Origin of the sequence: Ligaoa zhengdingensis (assembly GCF_014384885.1) — a bacterium.
Taxonomy (GTDB): domain Bacteria; phylum Bacillota; class Clostridia; order Oscillospirales; family Ruminococcaceae; genus Ligaoa; species Ligaoa zhengdingensis.
Map to the genome: position 1 here is coordinate 417,016 of NZ_JACRST010000001.1, position 16,566 is coordinate 433,581.

The 16,566-nt window shown below is 58.6% G+C and carries 13 protein-coding genes and 1 tRNA gene; 8 read left to right on the forward strand and 6 right to left on the reverse strand.

Annotation, left to right across the window (positions count from 1 at the left end; all coding sequences use genetic code 11):
• Window positions 1-170: 170 nt before the first annotated feature.
• Window positions 171-551 (reverse strand): hypothetical protein, encoded by a 381-nt coding sequence (locus tag H8711_RS14170; RefSeq protein ID WP_249281842.1) that lies wholly within the window; start codon window positions 549-551, stop codon window positions 171-173.
• A 37-nt stretch (window positions 552-588) separates the two neighbouring features.
• Between H8711_RS14170 and H8711_RS01950 the strand changes: the two genes are divergently transcribed.
• Both H8711_RS01950 and H8711_RS01955 read left to right on the forward strand, forming a co-directional pair.
• Complete coding sequence (locus H8711_RS01950; RefSeq protein WP_249281843.1) at window positions 589-1,605, forward strand: glycosyl hydrolase family 18 protein; 1,017 nt, start codon at window positions 589-591, stop codon at window positions 1,603-1,605.
• A 124-nt stretch (window positions 1,606-1,729) separates the two neighbouring features.
• Entirely contained in the window at window positions 1,730-1,912 is a 183-nt protein-coding gene (locus H8711_RS01955; RefSeq protein ID WP_249281844.1) for an SRP1/TIP1 family protein, read from the forward strand.
• Window positions 1,913-2,101: 189 nt separating this feature from the next.
• Here H8711_RS01955 and H8711_RS01960 read toward each other — a convergent pair.
• Window positions 2,102-2,187: transfer RNA gene (locus H8711_RS01960), tRNA-Leu, on the reverse strand.
• Between the two features lie 247 nt (window positions 2,188-2,434).
• Between H8711_RS01960 and H8711_RS01965 the strand changes: the two genes are divergently transcribed.
• The 5 genes from H8711_RS01965 (at window position 2,435) to cls (ending at window position 9,311) form a co-directional block, all read left to right on the forward strand.
• Window positions 2,435-3,895 (forward strand): aminoacyl-histidine dipeptidase, encoded by a 1,461-nt coding sequence (locus H8711_RS01965; RefSeq protein WP_249281845.1) that lies wholly within the window; start codon window positions 2,435-2,437, stop codon window positions 3,893-3,895.
• Window positions 3,896-4,076: 181 nt separating this feature from the next.
• Window positions 4,077-6,026, forward strand: a complete 1,950-nt coding sequence (locus H8711_RS01970) for an OPT family oligopeptide transporter (protein ID WP_249281846.1) — start codon at window positions 4,077-4,079, stop codon at window positions 6,024-6,026.
• A 14-nt stretch (window positions 6,027-6,040) separates the two neighbouring features.
• Window positions 6,041-6,409, forward strand: coding sequence for a PqqD family protein (locus H8711_RS01975; protein ID WP_249281847.1), 369 nt, complete (start codon window positions 6,041-6,043; stop codon window positions 6,407-6,409).
• A 169-nt stretch (window positions 6,410-6,578) separates the two neighbouring features.
• Entirely contained in the window at window positions 6,579-7,769 is a 1,191-nt protein-coding gene (locus H8711_RS01980) for an AI-2E family transporter (protein WP_249281848.1), read from the forward strand.
• Window positions 7,770-7,772: 3 nt separating this feature from the next.
• On the forward strand, window positions 7,773-9,311 hold the full coding sequence (gene cls / locus H8711_RS01985; protein WP_425516108.1) for a cardiolipin synthase: 1,539 nt from the start codon (window positions 7,773-7,775) through the stop codon (window positions 9,309-9,311).
• A gap of 67 nt (window positions 9,312-9,378) precedes the next feature.
• Here cls and H8711_RS01990 read toward each other — a convergent pair whose 3' ends face one another.
• Entirely contained in the window at window positions 9,379-10,365 is a 987-nt protein-coding gene (locus tag H8711_RS01990) for a WYL domain-containing protein (RefSeq protein WP_249281849.1), read from the reverse strand.
• Window positions 10,365-11,603, reverse strand: coding sequence for a WYL domain-containing protein (locus H8711_RS01995; RefSeq protein WP_249281850.1), 1,239 nt, complete (start codon window positions 11,601-11,603; stop codon window positions 10,365-10,367). Before H8711_RS01995 ends, H8711_RS01990 begins: the two co-directional genes overlap by 1 nt.
• A 795-nt stretch (window positions 11,604-12,398) precedes the next feature.
• Here H8711_RS01995 and H8711_RS02000 point away from each other — a divergent pair.
• The gene (locus H8711_RS02000) at window positions 12,399-13,541 is read left to right on the forward strand and encodes a slipin family protein (RefSeq protein WP_249281851.1); all 1,143 of its coding nucleotides are present in this window, start codon (window positions 12,399-12,401) and stop codon (window positions 13,539-13,541) included.
• Here the strand turns inward: H8711_RS02000 and H8711_RS02005 are convergent.
• Entirely contained in the window at window positions 13,520-14,695 is a 1,176-nt protein-coding gene (locus H8711_RS02005) for a YibE/F family protein (protein ID WP_249281852.1), read from the reverse strand. The two genes, H8711_RS02000 and H8711_RS02005, sit on opposite strands and share 22 nt — an antisense overlap.
• A gap of 93 nt (window positions 14,696-14,788) precedes the next feature.
• Window positions 14,789-16,333 carry an alkaline phosphatase gene (locus H8711_RS02010; protein WP_249281853.1) on the reverse strand — a complete coding sequence of 515 codons (1,545 nt, stop codon included), beginning with the start codon at window positions 16,331-16,333 and terminating at the stop codon, window positions 14,789-14,791.
• Window positions 16,334-16,566 lie beyond the last annotated feature (233 nt).

Consider the following 16,566-nt stretch of genomic DNA (forward strand, 5'->3'; position numbering starts at 1 on the left):
GTGCGATTGTCCCCTGTTTGGTCAATCATTTTTTGCATTTTAGGGCGGAGTTCCCTATTATTTTTTGTTTAATATAGATAAAGTTTCACACAAATTTTTCATCACAAAAAGTGCCGATTTTTCTTCCAACATTTCAGCGGTTGTCTCACGTCCAATCCTCTGTTAACATTTTATTCACCATCCTGGTACCAGCATTCTTCCCTACAAAATACTGTAAATGAGGTTATTTCTATGTTAAAACTCACGCCCCGGACGGCGCGATGGCTGATCATCGGTGGATCGGCTGCTGTTGCACTGACCGTCGCGCTTGTTTTCCTGTTCACAGCTTTTTCCCAACCGGAAAGTTCCGAAGAATCGCGCTCCCCTTCCAGCAGCAGCTCCCTTTCCTCTGAGGAATCTTCAGAGTCGAGCAGCACATCCTCTTCAGAGTCAGAAAGCTCGTCCTCCAGCGAAAGCTCGAGTTCGTCGTCTTCTTCATCCTCTTCGTCCTCTTCCTCCAGTTCGTCGTCCTCCAGCTCAAAGGCTCCGGAATCAAGCGCCTCCGAAGCCACCCCAGTAAAACCGACCTCCAAACCCGGCAAATATGTGGTGGGATACTACGCCTCTTGGGCGACTGGAAGCGGCCTGCCGCCCAGTTCGATCGACGCCAGCCTGCTTACCCACCTCAACTATGCGTTCGCGGACATCAGCTCGCAAAATAAGCTGGTGCTCGCCAATCCCACCACCGACCGCAACAACTTCAAGGGACTGCGCTCCCTCAAAGAGGCCAATCCCCACCTGGTCACGCTCATTTCGGTGGGCGGCTGGGACTACTCCACCAACTTTTCCAGCGCTGCGTCCACCGCATCCTCCCGCGCGACCTTCGCCCAAAGCTGTGTGGACTTCATCGTGGAGCACGGGTTCGACGGCGTCGACTTGGATTGGGAATTCCCGAGCGCAAGCGACCGAAAAAACTTTACCCTGCTGCTGCGTGAAGTGCGTTCCAAGCTGGACGAGCTTTCCGCCAAAAACGGCCGCCCCTACTATCTGACCATTGCCGGGGCGCCCAACCGCAGCTTTTTGAACAACATCGAGCCGCAGGCAGTCGCTTCCCTGGTGGATTACATCTTCCTGATGGGCTACGATATGCACGGCCCGTGGGACAACTACGCGGATCTCACCGCTCCGCTCTACCCGGCCAACGAGGATTCGCCCCACTACGCCAACAGCGTCAGCGAAGCGGTACAGCTTTATCTGAACGCCGGCGTCTCGGCCTCCAAAATCGTTCTGGGAATGCCGCTTTACGGCTACCGCTACTCCGTCTATGACGGGCGTGACGACGGGCTGTTCGGCAGTTTTTCCTCGGCAAAATCGATCGGTTTTGATCTGATCAAGAAGAACTATCTATCCGATTCGAGCTTTGACCAATATTACCACAGCGACGCGAGAGTGCCTTATCTGTTCGATGGCGAGACCTTCATCTCGTACGACGACGAAGATTCTGTGGCGGAGAAGGCATCTTATGCGAGATCCAAGGGCCTTGCCGGCATCGGCGCCTGGGAACTTTCTCACAATAAAAATTTCCAGCTATTGAAAAGTGCACGACGCGCACTGCTCAATTCCTAATCGCTTTTTCTAATCGTACATACGCGTCGCGCTCAGGTCAATACTAATGGTACAGGCAGCCACTGGGCGACCTGAAATTCCGAAAGGTCGCATGGAACATGCGCTTTCGGCCTGAGGTGGTCAGATGAACGATATTTTCAACAATCTAAACGATTACTTTTCCTTTGGCTTCGCAGATGTATCGGGGGCATCCTATTTCGATACGCTGCCCGATGAGGTCAAACAGGCCGTCAATGAGCACATCGACGAATTTCATTCGATGGACGAGCTCAGGCGGTTTGCAGAAACAATGATGCGCAAGGGTTAAAAGGAGCGGCTCAGCGATATGATCTGAGCCGCTCTTTTTTATTTCAGCGGCGATAAGGCGAAAGCCTCACCGCTCTCTGCGCCCGGATATCGAGGTCATTTTTTGATGGCATCACAAATAGAGCAATTTAAAGTGGGGTATTGGGAAAAAGAAAAAACGGCTTAGACGTGATATCTAAGCCGTTTTTTGTGGTGCGAAGGATGGGACTTGAACCCACACAGTCTTGCGACCGCTAGCACCTCAAGCTAGTGCGTCTGCCATTCCGCCACCCTCGCATTGTTGCCACACATGCTGTGCAACGTAAACTATTATATCAACCGATGAAATAAATGTCAAGCTATTTTTAACCTTTTCTTCTGATTCTTCTGAAAACCTCCGTGGCAAACCGGCCGATCTTATGATATACTTAACAATAGTTTTTCTAGTACGGGTGTGATGCGCCTATTTTCCAACGCATCTGAAAAAACAGCCCTTATTCGGGCAGAATAAACGATTGATTACACAGTGAGGAGGCAACGATCGATGAACAAGGATTTATGGGACGAGTGCGAACCCCGGGCGGTGCTGGAATATTTTCAGGAGATCAGCGCCATTCCCCGTTCGTCGAGCAACGAAAAAGGGGTCGCAGACTATCTGGAGGGATTTGCACGCAAACACAATCTCCCCTGTTACCGCGACGCACTACACAACGTAGTGATTAAAAAAGCGGGCAGCGCGGGATGCGAGCATCTGCCCGCAGTGATGCTACAGGGCCACACCGACATGGTATGCGAAAAGAATGCGGGCACCGTGCACGATTTCTCCAAAGACCCGATTGAGCTGGAGGTGACCGACGGTTGGCTGCACGCCAAAGGAACCACCCTGGGCGCGGACAACGGCATCGCTGTGGCGATGATGCTGGCGCTGCTCTCGGATGATTCCCTGCGCCATCCGCCGCTGGAATGCGTGTTCACTGTGCAGGAGGAGACCGGCTTGACCGGCGCGTCTGAGCTCGACGGCAGCGTACTGGACGCCCGCATGATGATCAACCTCGATTCAGAAGAGGAAGGCGTAGCGACGGTGAGCTGCGCGGGCGGGATGCGCGTCCGGCTGTTCAAAGCGGTCGAGTGGACCGACGCATCCGGCACCTTCCCGATGGAGATTTCGATTCGCGGGCTGCTGGGCGGGCACTCCGGCGCGGACATCCACCTGGAGCACGGCAATGCGAACAAGCTGATGAGCAGGATGCTCTATGCGGTACAGCAGGCGGTTTCCACGCGCCTCTGCTCGATCCGCGGCGGCAACAAGGACAATGCGATCGCCCGGGAAAGCGACTGCGTGCTCACATTTGAAACCGCATCCGACCGCGACCGCGCGCAGAAGATCGCCGAGACGTTGGGTGCGGAGATCCGTGCGGAATTTGCCGCCGCCGAACCGGATGTCCAGATCACGGTACGGCCGGTGGACGGGTGTGCGCGCTGCATGAGCAGCCACAACACGCAGGAGCTCGCCCGCCTGCTCTATCTGGCACCCGATGGGATGCGCAAGCGCAATGTGCAAAAGGGCGGCTTCGTCGTCTGCTCGGTCAACCTCGGGGTGGTGGCCACCGGCGACGAAGAGGTGATGGTCTGCTTCTCCCCGCGCAGCTCGGTGGATTCCCTGCAACGCGACACCCGCCAGGAGCTCGAGCTGCTGGCCGAGCTGTTTGGCTGCCGCGTCGCTGTGGACGGCGAGTACCCCGGCTGGAGCTATGCTGAGGTGTCGCGCGTGCGCGACATATTCTGCGAAACCTACCGCGAGCTATTCCACAGCGAATTGCGCATTGAGGCGATTCATGCTGGACTGGAATGCGGCTTGTTCAGCGGCAAGCTGCCCGGACTCGACGCGATTGCGGTGGGCCCCACCATGCGCGGAGTGCACACCCCCGACGAGGCGCTCGATCTGGCAAGCTGCGAACGCTTCTGGCGCCTGCTGACCCATGTGCTGGAAAATCTGTCCAAATAAAATCTGGTTGATCTGCCGGGCTCTGTGCGGAGAACTGCCGCACGGCGCCCGGTTTTTGCATATTATGCCGCCCATAAGGAAAGAATAAGGGAAAAGTTTCTGATTTTGTACAGGAAAATTTGACATCTATCATCGGAAACGACATCTGCAAACTTTGCTTCACATAGAAAGGGTGCGTAATATGGCAAATGACAAATCCAGCTTTAAGCCCTATATCCCCGCCGACAAAACCCTGCCGGAGTTCACCGCAACCTCGGTGATTTTGGGCATCCTGTTGGCGGTGCTGTTCGGCGCTGCCAACGCCTACCTGGGGCTTCGCGTGGGTATGACTGTCTCTGCGTCGATCCCCGCCGCGGTCATCTCGATGGGCGTTATCCGCGTTATCATGAAAAAGGACTCGATCCTGGAAAATAACCTGGTACAGACCATCGGCTCCGCAGGCGAATCTGTGGCGGCCGGCGCGATCTTCACCCTGCCGGCTATGTTCATGTGGATGGAGGAATGGGGACGGGGCGCCCCTTCGCTGCTGGAAATCTTCCTGATCGCGCTGGTGGGCGGCCTGCTGGGCGTGCTGTTCATGATCCCCCTGCGCAAGGCGCTCATCGTGGAGGAGCACGGCACCCTGCCCTACCCCGAGGGCACCGCCTGCGCCGAAGTGCTGCTGGCCGGCGAGGAGGGCGGTGCGAAGGCCTCCACCGTATTCGCCGGGCTTGGAATCGCGGCAATTTACAAATTCATCGCGGATGGGCTGAAGCTGTTCCCCAGCGAGGTACATCACGAAATCCGCTCCTACAAGGGCTCCGCAGTCGGCGTGGACGTGCTGCCCGCCCTGGTGGGTGTGGGCTATATCTGCGGGCCGCGCATCGCCGGTTACATGCTGGCGGGCGGCGTGGTGGGCTGGCTGGTGCTGATGCCGCTGCTCAGCCTGTTCGGCGGAGACGTGCTGCTGTTTCCCGGCCTCAAGCCGATCAGCGAGATGGCCTCGAGCGACATCTGGGGCAGCTACATCCGCTACATCGGTGCAGGCGCGGTGGCTGCGGGCGGTATCATGAGCCTGATCAAATCGCTGCCGCTGATCGTGCGGACGTTCGGCCACGCGCTTGGGGGACTCGCCAAAAAGGGCAGCCACACCAACAACGGCCTGCGCACCGACGACGACATCGACATGAAATATATTATCATCGGCATCGTCATCATCATTCTTGCGATCTGGCTGCTGCCGGTCTTCCCCGTCAATCTCTTCAGCGCCGCCATCATTGCGATTTTCGGCTTCTTCTTTGCCACCGTGTCGTCCCGTCTGGTGGGCCTAGTGGGCAGCAGCAACAACCCTGTGTCCGGTATGGCCATCGCCACCCTGCTGATTTCAACCCTGCTGCTCAAAGCCACCGGGCGGATCGGCCAGGAAGGCATGTTGGGCGCCATCGCCATCGGTTCGATCATCTGCATCGTCGCGGCGATCGCCGGCGACACCTCCCAGGACCTCAAAACCGGCTATATCCTGGGCGCTACCCCGAAGAAACAGCAGTACGGCGAGGTCATCGGCGTGTTCACCGCCGCGCTGGCCATCGGCGGCGTGCTTTACCTGCTGAACGCCGCCTGGGGCTACGGCTCCACCGATCTGCCCGCCCCACAGGCCATCCTGATGAAGATGGTGGTGGAGGGCGTGATGGGTGGCAACCTGCCCTGGACGCTGGTGGTCGCGGGCGCGGGGCTCGCGGTCGCGGTGGAGATTCTGCGCATCCCGGTGCTGCCGTTTGCGGTGGGGCTTTATCTGCCGATCCACCTCAGCGCAGGCATCATGGTGGGCGGCCTCATCCGGCTGTTCATTGAAAAGGTCAAGGGCATCTCCGAAGAGAAGCGCAAGGACGCTGTGGACCGCGGCATCCTTTATACCTCCGGCATGATTGCGGGCGAGGGCCTGGTGGGTATCCTGCTCGCGGTGTTCGCCATCATCCCGATGGGCGTGGACGCGGCCGGGGATAAAATCTCCCTGAGCAACGTGATCGATCTCTCCTCGCGCGGCATTTCGCTGGGCACCATTGGGTCCATCGTCTTCTTTTTGCTGCTGCTCTACACCCTGTTGCGCGCTTCCCTTTGGCACAGAGAAAAGCCGCAGCCGTCCGGGCGGTGAGGAGGATTGACACTATGAGCAAACGCAAAAAATCCGCCGCCAATTACCTCGATTATATCCCGGAGCGCAACCCGGAATTTTTCTGGGAGCGCCGTCCGGAAGGGGTCGTAGTCAAGGTGCCGCACACCGGCTTTTACGACCGCCTGGCTCAGATGCTGTTCCGCAAGCCCGAGGCGAGCCGGATCACCCTCGACCGGTTTGGCAGTTTCGTCTGGGAACAGGTGGACGGCGAGCGCTCAGTCTATGAGATCGCGCAGCTTGTCAAGCAGGAATACGGCGAAGAGGCCGAGCCGCTCTACGAGCGTATCGTCACCTATTTTGGCATCCTGCGTGACAACCGATTCATCAACTTCCAGCACGAACGGATCAAGGCCCAACACTGAATGCTGCCCCGCCGGGAGAAAAATGCCCGGCGGGGCAGCATTATTACTAAGTTTCCGCAAAAGAATCGGGGCGGACTTGACAATTTCCCGGCCTCGCGTTAGAGTGAATCATAGAAAAATACTCGTCCTTTTTGACTGCGCATGTCGAATCCACAACAAGAGGTGTTTTATGGAATTTAACAGACAAAATACGCGCAAGGTCCTTGGAATTGTCGCCTTTGGGGTGCTGCTCTACTGGGGGCTGCAAAACCTCTCCTCCCTCTCGGACTTTTTCCGTTTTCTGGTTGGGCTTGCCGCGCCGTTTCTGATTGGGGCGTGCATCGCGTTCATCCTGAACGTGCCGCTCCGCCTGATTGAAAGGTGGGTGCTGCGCCCCAATCCCAAATCCAAAAAGCCGCAGCTCTGGAAGGAAAAGCTGCGCCGTCCGGCCTCCATCGTGCTGACGCTGCTGGCGGTGATCGGACTGCTCGCCATCGCGATGTTTCTGATCGTACCGGAACTCGGCAACAGCCTGGCGATGCTCAAAAACAGCATCCCCGGTTTTATCAAGCAGGCCGAGCAATGGATTACAGCGATCTCAGTACGGATGCCGGAGATTGCAGGCTGGTTGACGAAGCTGGAACTGGACTGGAACCAAATCGGGCAGACGGTGCTGGGCTTTGTGCAAAACGGCGCGGGCAACCTGCTCAATTCCACCATCAGCGTGGCCGCCTCCATTTTCAGCGGCGTGTTCACCTTCTTTTTGGGATTTGTCTTTTCCATCTATCTGCTGATGCAGAAGGAAAAGCTCGCGCGCCAATGTAAAAAGCTGCTGTATGCGTTTTTCCCGTCGACCGTGGCCGACCGCACCATCTCGATCCTCACCCTGTCCAACCGGACCTTTTCGAGCTTCCTCACCGGCCAATGCACCGAGGCGGTGATCCTGGGGATGCTGTTCTTTGCGGTCATGTCCCTGTTTCGTTTCCCCTATGCGCTGATGATCAGCGTGCTGGTTGCGGTGACCGCACTGATCCCGATCTTCGGCGCGTTTATCGGCTGCGCGGTGGGCGCGTTTGTCATCCTCATCATCAACCCGATGCAGGCGTTTTGGTTTGTGGTCATGTTTATCATCCTCCAACAGATCGAGGGCAACCTGATCTACCCGCGCGTGGTGGGGAACTCGGTGGGCCTACCGTCCCTGTGGGTGCTTGTCGCGGTGACAGTGGGAGGCAGTACAATGGGGGTCGTTGGAATGCTGATCTTCATCCCCCTGTGTTCGGTGCTGTACACCCTGCTGCGGGAAACGGTGGGAAGGCGCTTGGCACAGCGCAGGATTTCCCCGGAAAAATGGAACGGAGAGCAAACGCCGGAGGAGGAATAAGCGGTGAAAAAATTATTTCGGATGTTGTTTCAGAGGGTCGTGATCGTCGCCTTTTTCATCCTGGTTCAGGCGTTCCTGCTGGTTGCGATGATCTGGAAATTCAACGATTACTTTGTCTACTTCTATGCGATCTGCACGGTGCTGAGCATTGTGGTGGTTCTCTATATCATCAACAGCCGCAGCAATCCGGGCTATAAGATCGCCTGGATCGTGCCGATCCTGTTGGTGCCCATCTTCGGCGGGCTGTTCTACCTGATGTTCGGTGGCAACCGACTGGGCAAGCGGGAGCGCCGGAAGATGGCCGTGGTGGCGGAGCGAACGCGCGCTGTCAGCCAGGACGACTGCCCGGTTTTGGACAAGTTGTGCGAACTCAACCCGGAGGCGGGCAATCAGTCCCGTTATATCAACGACTGGGCCGGCTACCCGCCCTATCAACACACCCAAACCGAATTTTTGCCCATGGGCGAGGTCAAATTCCAACGACTCGCCAAGGAGCTCAACAAGGCCGAGCACTACATATTTCTTGAGTATTTCATCATCCAGGAGGGAAAGATGTGGAACACGATCCTGGATATCCTGGTGGAAAAGGTGAAACAGGGGGTGGATGTGCGCGTCATCTACGACGACATGGGATGTATCACCACCCTGCCCTACAAATACGACAAAAAGCTGGAATCGCTGGGAATTCGCTGCAAGGTGTTCAGCCCCTTCATTCCCGTGCTCTCCAGCCGCCTCAACAACCGCGACCACCGGAAGATCGCGGTGATCGACGGCCATACCGCTTTCACCGGCGGCATCAACCTGGCGGACGAGTACATCAACGCCTATCCCAAGCATGGCCACTGGAAGGACTGCGGCATCATGCTCAAGGGGGACGCGGTGTGGAGCTTCACCGTGGCTTTTCTCTCGATGTGGGACTACCTGTGCGGCCTCCCTGAAAATGATTATTCCCGCTACCGCCCCACCGTCCATCAGGCAGCGCGGCCGGAAAACGACGGCTTTGTACAGCCGTTCAGCGATAGTCCGCTCGACGGCGAAGCGGTCGGCGAGACGGTCTACCTCAACCTCATCAATAAAGCAAAACAGTATCTCTATATCAGCACCCCTTATCTCATCATCGACAACGAGATGGTGACCGCCCTTTCCATCGCCGCCAAAGCCGGGGTGGACGTGCGCATCACAACACCCCATGTGGCGGACAAATGGTTTGTCCACGCCGTCACCCGCGCCTACTACGAACAGTTGCTCGAAGCCGGGGTGAAAATTTACGAGTACACCCCCGGCTTCATCCACGCCAAGACCTTCGTGGTGGATGACGAGTACGCGGTGGTGGGCAGCATCAACCTGGATTACCGCAGCCTCTATCTTCACTTTGAGTGCGCCGCATGGCTATACGGAACCCAGAGCGTGCTGGCCGCGCGCGACGACTACCAAAAGACGCTGGAGTTCTGCCATCAGATCACATTGAAGGAGTGCCGCCAGGTGAAGTGGTACCGCCGGATCGGGCGGGCGATTTTGCGCGCCTTTGCCCCGCTGATGTGATATCGGATTGCGCAAACCGGCCGCGAGCGAAATTGAATTCGCCCGCGGCCGGTTTTTCTTTCTATTTTTATATTGTTTCGCCATATAGCAGGGCGTACTGGCGGCGCACGCGGTCACGCACCTGCCTTAAAAACGGCTCAGGGCCGAGCACCTGTACCACGGGCCCGAACGACAGGACGCGGATAAGCAGCTCAGTTTCGTCGTGCAGGTCGTAATAGATCGTGCAGCGGTAGCTGTCGGTCTCCTCCTCGTACTCGGTGCGCTTTTCATAGTCAGCAAAGTGCAGCATACACCGCTCGAGCGCGTTGCGCTCGCGAAAGATACGCAGAACTACCGGCTGGGCGCAGCGGCTGCGCCTGAGCCAGCCGTCCAAATCCACCTCGCCCGGGAAGGTCTGCCGGGAGGACTCCAGCTTGACGATCCGCCCGAGGTTGATGATTTGGATTCCCTTCACACAGCCATAGGCGAGGCGCGCGGCGTAGAGGCGGAACTTGTCGTCCTTTTGGGAATATTCCAACTTGCAGGGCAGATAATCGCCGACGATCGGCTCCTCCGCCTTGGGGGACTGGTAATGAAACTTGAGCGGCGTGCGCTCGCGGATGGCCCGCAAAATGCGGCCAAACCGCTCCCGATAGCCCTCGTCCACATAGTCGTCCCCATCCAGGCAGACATCGAACTCACAAAAGTCGTCGCGGGAAAATAACGGCTCAACCCCGCAGAGGTGCTCATCCAATTCCGTGAGCTGGCTGTCGGTAAAAAACAACCGGGCGCGCGGATCGGCCAGCACCGCCCTGATCCACGCCGCCTGCAAATCGGTCACCGGCAGGCGCGGCAGATGGGTCGTTTTGGAAGCATAACCATCCGGCGTCTCGTCCAGCAGCCCCCACTCACCCCCGCACAAGCGGGGCAGCAGGTACAGCCCGCTCTCCGCAAAGGCTTGCTGGTCGATCATCCGCGCGATCTCCCTGCGCGGGAGCGGTTCTTGTTCCGCCGCGCGCAGAATCCGCGCAACCACCTGATAATAGCAGCTGTAAAGCTCGGAAAAAAGTTCCACTATCTCTTCCCCTCCCCGCAGTAGATGTCGTACATGCGGCGCATATCGCTGCAAAACTTGCGAACCAATGTGGAGTCGGTGCATTCCAGCGAGAGAATCCGCCCGGTGAAGGTCTTGATCCACGACATCATCTCGTTCGCATCATAGGTCTCAATGGAATAGAGGAAGGTGTTCCCATCGATCTGAAGCAGCTCCCCGCCCCGTCCCTCCCGGCGCACGCGGTCGAGCAGGTAGCTCTCCTGTTCCGCATCGATGCGCAGCTTCATAAAAAGCTGTTCCTTGCGATGCCGTCCACCGAATGAGACCCCCCAACAGCTTGGTAAAGCGCGGTCGAGCGCCTGTTGCAGCGCCTCAAATTCGGGTACAGATTCCCCGGGCAATACCGCCGCGATGCTGTCCAGGCGGAGATTGACAAACCGGCAGACTGTACTGCGGTAGAGGCAGACATACCGCCGGCCGCTCTGCACGCTCACCAGAATGCGCAGAGGAATGCCTTGGATAAAGGTGCGATGTCCGCTGCGGCGGCTGTAGTTCTCCAAGGTGACCGACCGCCGGCCGTCGATCGCGTCGGTCAGCGCCCCCAGCACACCGTCCTCCAGCGTGTGGACGATGAAGTGGTGCTTAAAATAAAAGAGGTCGTTTTCCTCCTCCGCCGTGTCCAGAAGGGTGCTGCCCACAAAGCCGAACGGCGCGACCTCTTGGAAGAACCGCACCGCATCCAGCAGCTCGCGGCGGCAGGGCATCGAATCGAGCGCACGCGCGGAAAGCGTATAATAGAGTGCCCTGCCCCGCTTCTCGCCGCGCATCACCCCTTCCCGCTCATACTCGCGCAGCTTGGCGCGCACCGTCTGGGCATCGAACACCGCTCCATACCGCTCGCTCATCGCGTCAGCCGCTTGTTCGGTGGTTCGCGCTTCGCCATCCGCAAATAAATCCAGCAGAAAAAAGTGAAGCCGAATGTCGGTCTTGGTGAAGCTCTTGGACTTCCACGCGGCATACAGCGGATTCTGCGGCACCCGGGCGCTATCCACCGAGAGGAACACCCGCTTGCCCCTGGCGGAATTTTCCCAGCGGACGCTGTGGGAAAGCCAGCTCTCGATGCGGCGGCGCTCGTTGTCGTAGGTGCGGGCGCTCTTTGCGGTGTAGTCGCCGCGCGTCTTGAAGCCGTAGACATAGAAGTCCCTCATATATTCCCGAATCTTGTCGAAGTTTTTGATGAGCTCGCTGAACTCGGACACCGCCGTTCCCCCTCTCTTTTCTGCCCTCTATTGTACCAGCGGAACCCCAGAAAAGCAATTGGGGCGATGTTCGCAGCTTTTTTCATATGAACGATCTGGAAAACGGTGGTAGACTGAAACCACAGCAAACGGAAAAAGGCCGGCCCGGCCGGCGATTCCAAACAACATCCCGTATTTTCGGCCTTATAGGCCTTAAATAGGCCGGAAATCCTATGCGGATGGTTTTTCGCCATCGCGGTGCCGCGGGTTCTGCCCGGCGGTATGCCGGAAATCCGGTTGGAGTGGGGCGCAGACGCGGGTTCGATTCCCGCCCCGGTTTCCCCGGGTAGCCAAGCGGTCAAGGCGGCGCTCCGATCACGAACGTGTCGGCGGTTCAACTCCGCCCCTGAAAAGGTAGCTCAGTTGGTAGAGCAGTTCGCTTCTGAACATTCGGCGGTTCGAATCCGCCTCCGAAAGGATTGCTAAGTGGTTAAAGCGGTTCAGCCAATGGTGACGCCTCTCACGCGTTGTGGTTCGACTCCACGCTCAAAAGAACGGAAGCGCCCGCGCGGCCCCGCCGCAGTTGTATCCGACGGCGGAAGAACCGCGGCAACAGCAAAACTTCCCTGCGGCGGGGAGGATACCGCGCCGCGCGATAAGCAGCCCACGCCCCCATGGGGAACCGGCCGCGGCCGCGCGCGCTCAACCTCCGCCCCGAAGCGGCGCTGTGGGCTGCGCGAGAACTTCCGTCCGCCGTGCAACCGGGCGGCCTCGCCCGGATTGACCATAACCATCGACAGAAAAGAGGGAATCCTGATGAAATTGATCCTGAATGAAAACCAGTGCGCCTATCTGATGAAGGACGGCGTGTTCCAAAAGCTGCTCTTCGCGGGCAAGCACCGCATCAATACGCTGTTGGGCTACACGGCCAAAGCCGTGGAGCTGTCCGGCGAGGTGAACACCTGCGGCATCCCCGCGGATGTGCTGATGGCCAACGCTGAATTTGCCGCCTCCACGGTGCGGCTACAAATCCCCGATGACTGCATCGCCGTGCACTCGACCGACGGCATGTTCAGCGGGGTGCTCACCGGGAAGGACTACCTCTTTTGGAACGTCCACGAAAAACATACCTTCCAACTGCTGAGCCTGCAAAATCCGGAGGACGCGGCCTCAGTGCCCGCCTACCTGTGGCGGTTCATCCCGGCGCGGCTCTACCACAAGGCGGAGGTCGGCAGCGGCGAGACGGCGCTGCTCTACTTCGACAACCAATATCAGCGCTCGCTCAGCGCGGGCACCTACTGGTTCTGGAGCTGGTCGGTGACCGTAACCCACAAGCTCTACGACCTCAAAATTCAGCAGCTCGAGATCGGCGGGCAGGAAATTCTGACCGCGGACAAGGTGGGGGTGCGGCTCAATCTGCTCTGCGGTTACCGCATCACCGACCCTGTGGAGCTGTCCGTCCGGATACAAAACCACAGGGAGCAGCTTTACGCCTATGTGCAGCTCGCCGCCCGGGCGCTGGTTGGGCGGCTCAGCCTCGACGAGCTACTCGCCCGCAAGGACACCCTTGGAACCGAGCTGCTAAAGCTGCTTCAGGCCGGCCAAGACGCTTTCTGTGTGGAGTTCTCCTCCGCGGGCATCAAGGACATTATCCTGCCCGGCGAAATCCGCGAGATCATGAACACCGTGCTGGTGGCGGAGAAGAACGCGCAGGCCAACGTCATCACCCGGCGGGAGGAGGTCGCCTCCACCCGCAGCCTGCTCAACACCGCCCGCCTGATGGACGAAAACCACACCCTCTACCGCCTCAAAGAGCTGGAATATTTGGAGAAGGTCTGCGACCGGGTGGGGAACATCTCCCTGAACGGCGCGGGCAACGTATTGGAGCAGCTCAGCGGCCTGCTCGGCGCGGGAAAAATCAGCGCACACGCTTCCACTCAGGACGGCAGCGATTGCTGAATCTCCTCCGGCTTGGGCTGAGCCCCGCGGCCGCGCGTCAGTAGAAACCCGCTGGTGAGCGCGGTGAACGGCGCGACCGACACGAGGCCGAAGCTGCCCACGACTGTGTCGATGATCTCAGCGGCCACATACTTGTAGTTGAGAATGTTGTAAATGGGGGTGCCCTGCGCCATAAACACCATCAGCAGCGCGATGTAGCCCCCGGAATAGGCGAGCAGCAGGGTGGTGGTCATGGTGCCCATGGCCGCGCGCCCCACATTGAGCCCGGACCGGGTGGCTTCCCGCCATCCGATCCCGGGCTTTTTTTGTACCACCTCGTTGACCGCCGAACAGATATCCACCGCCAAGTCCATCACCGCGCCTGAAGAGCCGATGAAGATGCTCGCCATAAAAATTTTGGTGAGATTGAGGTCCTGGTAACCGCTGTAGAGCAGGCTCTCCGAGTAGGCCATCACCGCTCCGTGGATTTGAAACTGCCCGGTGCACACGACGCCCAGCAGTGCGGTGACCAGCAGGCCGATCGCCGCGCCCGAGGTGGCCGCGGCGCACCGCCGGTCGAACCCGTAGACCAGCGCGATGATCAGCACAGTGAGCAGAAGTGTGATGAACAGCCCGGTCCAGATCGGGTTCCAGCCGTTCAGATAGAGCGGCACCAGCACCTTCCAGAGGATGAGCACGGTAAGCACGAACGAAAGAATGGCGCGCACGCCGGTCCGTCCCGCGAACAGGACGAGAAACGCGGCAAAGCAGACGGCGAGCACCGCTTCCTTATCGAGGCGGTAGTGGTCGATCATATTGGTGGAGAGAATGCGGTCCCCCTCGTAGCTGACGACCACCTGCGCCCGGTCCCCCACTTGAAAGATTTTGTCCTGCTCGAGCGACCCGTTCAGCAGATTGAAGCCCTCGGTGGTCCGGCCGCGAAACCGGCCGCCCAGCAGCTCGACGGTGCAGGTCTGTTCCCCCGAGCGGATGAGCCCGGTGTCGACCACCCGTTCGTTGTTGACCGCCAGCACCCGTGCGGCGCAGCGGTCGGCCCCTTTGTAGATCACCGCATCCTCGTAGCCGGTTGGCAGAAAGAGCAGCAGCACCACCAGCGCCAGACAGACCAACACCGGCAGGTTGTAGCGAAGCCTTTGCTGTTTTATGTCCTCCATCTCGTATCCTCCTAACAATATTTCACGGTCCTGCAAGAAAAGCAGCCGGCGGGATGCCGGCTGCTTTTTCCCGAAGTGCTGTGCCGCTGAATGTTACTGGACGTCCAGCAGCGACGCCATGTTGTCATAGATCGCGGTGTTGTCGTAGAATCCGCGGAACAGCTCCTGGCCATTGCCCTGGGCGAACACCGCCACCGGCAGGCCGGTATGCGCATAGGAGGAAAAGTTGATGCCCGATTTGTTGTTGAGGATGTGGGTGACAGTCACCGAGAGGGGTTCATAGGTGCCGTACAACACATACTCCTCCTGATTGGGGTCCTCGTTGCCCGCGAGGGTCTTTTCATAGGCCGCCTGCAGCCGCCCCGCCTCGTAGTCGGTCAGCACCAGCTTGCTCTCCTCGGTGGCTTCGGGGTCGTCCGGCAGCATCAGGCCGAAGTTGGCCTTGACATCCTTCATCACGTCCGCGAAGGGGGTGTTATTCTCTTTATATTTTGCCACATAGTCGCTGTCGAACTTGGCGTAGGAGATCTTCTGGTTCTCGATGTTGTGCAGGTAGGTGTCGTAGTCGGTGCCCGCGTAGCCGATGGTCAGGCCGCCGGTCTCGTGGTCGCCGGTCACCAGGATCAGCGTCTCGTCCGGGTGCTGATTATAGAAGGCGACCGCTTCGCTCACCGCGTCGGCCAGCGCCAGGGTATCGCCGATGGTAGAACCCGCGTCGTTGGCGTGGCAGGCCCAGTCGATCTTGCCGCCCTCCACCATCATAAAGAAGCCGTTGTCGTTGTCCAGCACCTCGATGCCCTTTTTCACATAGTCCTTGAGCGCCCATTCGCTCTCTGCGCGGTCGCCGTCGTAGGAAAGCGCGTCGGAATCCGCCAGCGTCTCGCCGATGATGAGCGCCTTGCCGTCCGCGGCGGTCAGCTTTTCGGCCTCCGCCTGCGTCTTGATGACCTTGTAGCCGCCCTGGGCCGCCAGCTCATAGAGGTCGGTCTTGTTCTCTTCCTTGCCGGTGGGGGAAAGCAAACCGCCGCCTGCGAAGTAGTCGAAGCCGCTCGCGATCAACTCCTCGCCGATTTCGTAGTAGTTGCTGCGGGTGGGCTGATGCGCATAAAACGCCGCGGGGGTGGCGTGGTTGAGGTTGACGCTGCTGATGATGCCGATTTTGAAATCCTTCTGCTTTTTGAGCTTCTCCGCGATCGTCTCGTAGGATTTGGTCTTGGACTCGTCCATGTTGATCACACCGCTGTGGGTCTTGTATCCGGTCGAGATGGAGGTCGCGGTGGAGGCGGAGTCGGGTGCAAAGGAGGTGGAGTCAAAGGTGGTGGCGCTGCCTGCGACCGGAAAATTCATAAAGCTCAGCGGCTCGCCGCCCTTTAAAATCTCCGGGTTGGGGTCTGCAATTGCGCCGAGGTAATCAGACGCCGCCTGGAACTGGGGGTAGCTCATACCGTCGCCGATGAACAGGAAGACATATTTCGGCGCTGTTTTCTCCTTGACCGGGGCGGGCGCAGGCGCAGCGGCCGAAGAGCTCGGCGCCTGGGACGGCGCGGATGGGGCAGCAGCGTTGGAAGCGCAGCCGGTGAGCACCGATACTGCGGTCACAGCCGCCAGCGCGGCCGTTAAAATCTGTTTACGATTCATCTTGTTCTCCTCCGTTGTAATCTTGATGTTTTGGTTCGCTCTCATCATAGCAAAACAAACGGAGGGGACAAAGCAAAAGAAGGTAAAAGCTCTGTAAGAGATTGGTCAAGCCGTTGGCGGTGATAACCAAAGAAGGACGGGAAAAACTAGTAAAAAAGTCCGACCAACCGGCCCAAATGCGGCGAATTCTGGCCCGGCGCGCTTTCTCATTGACATCGGAGCCGCGCGGCGGT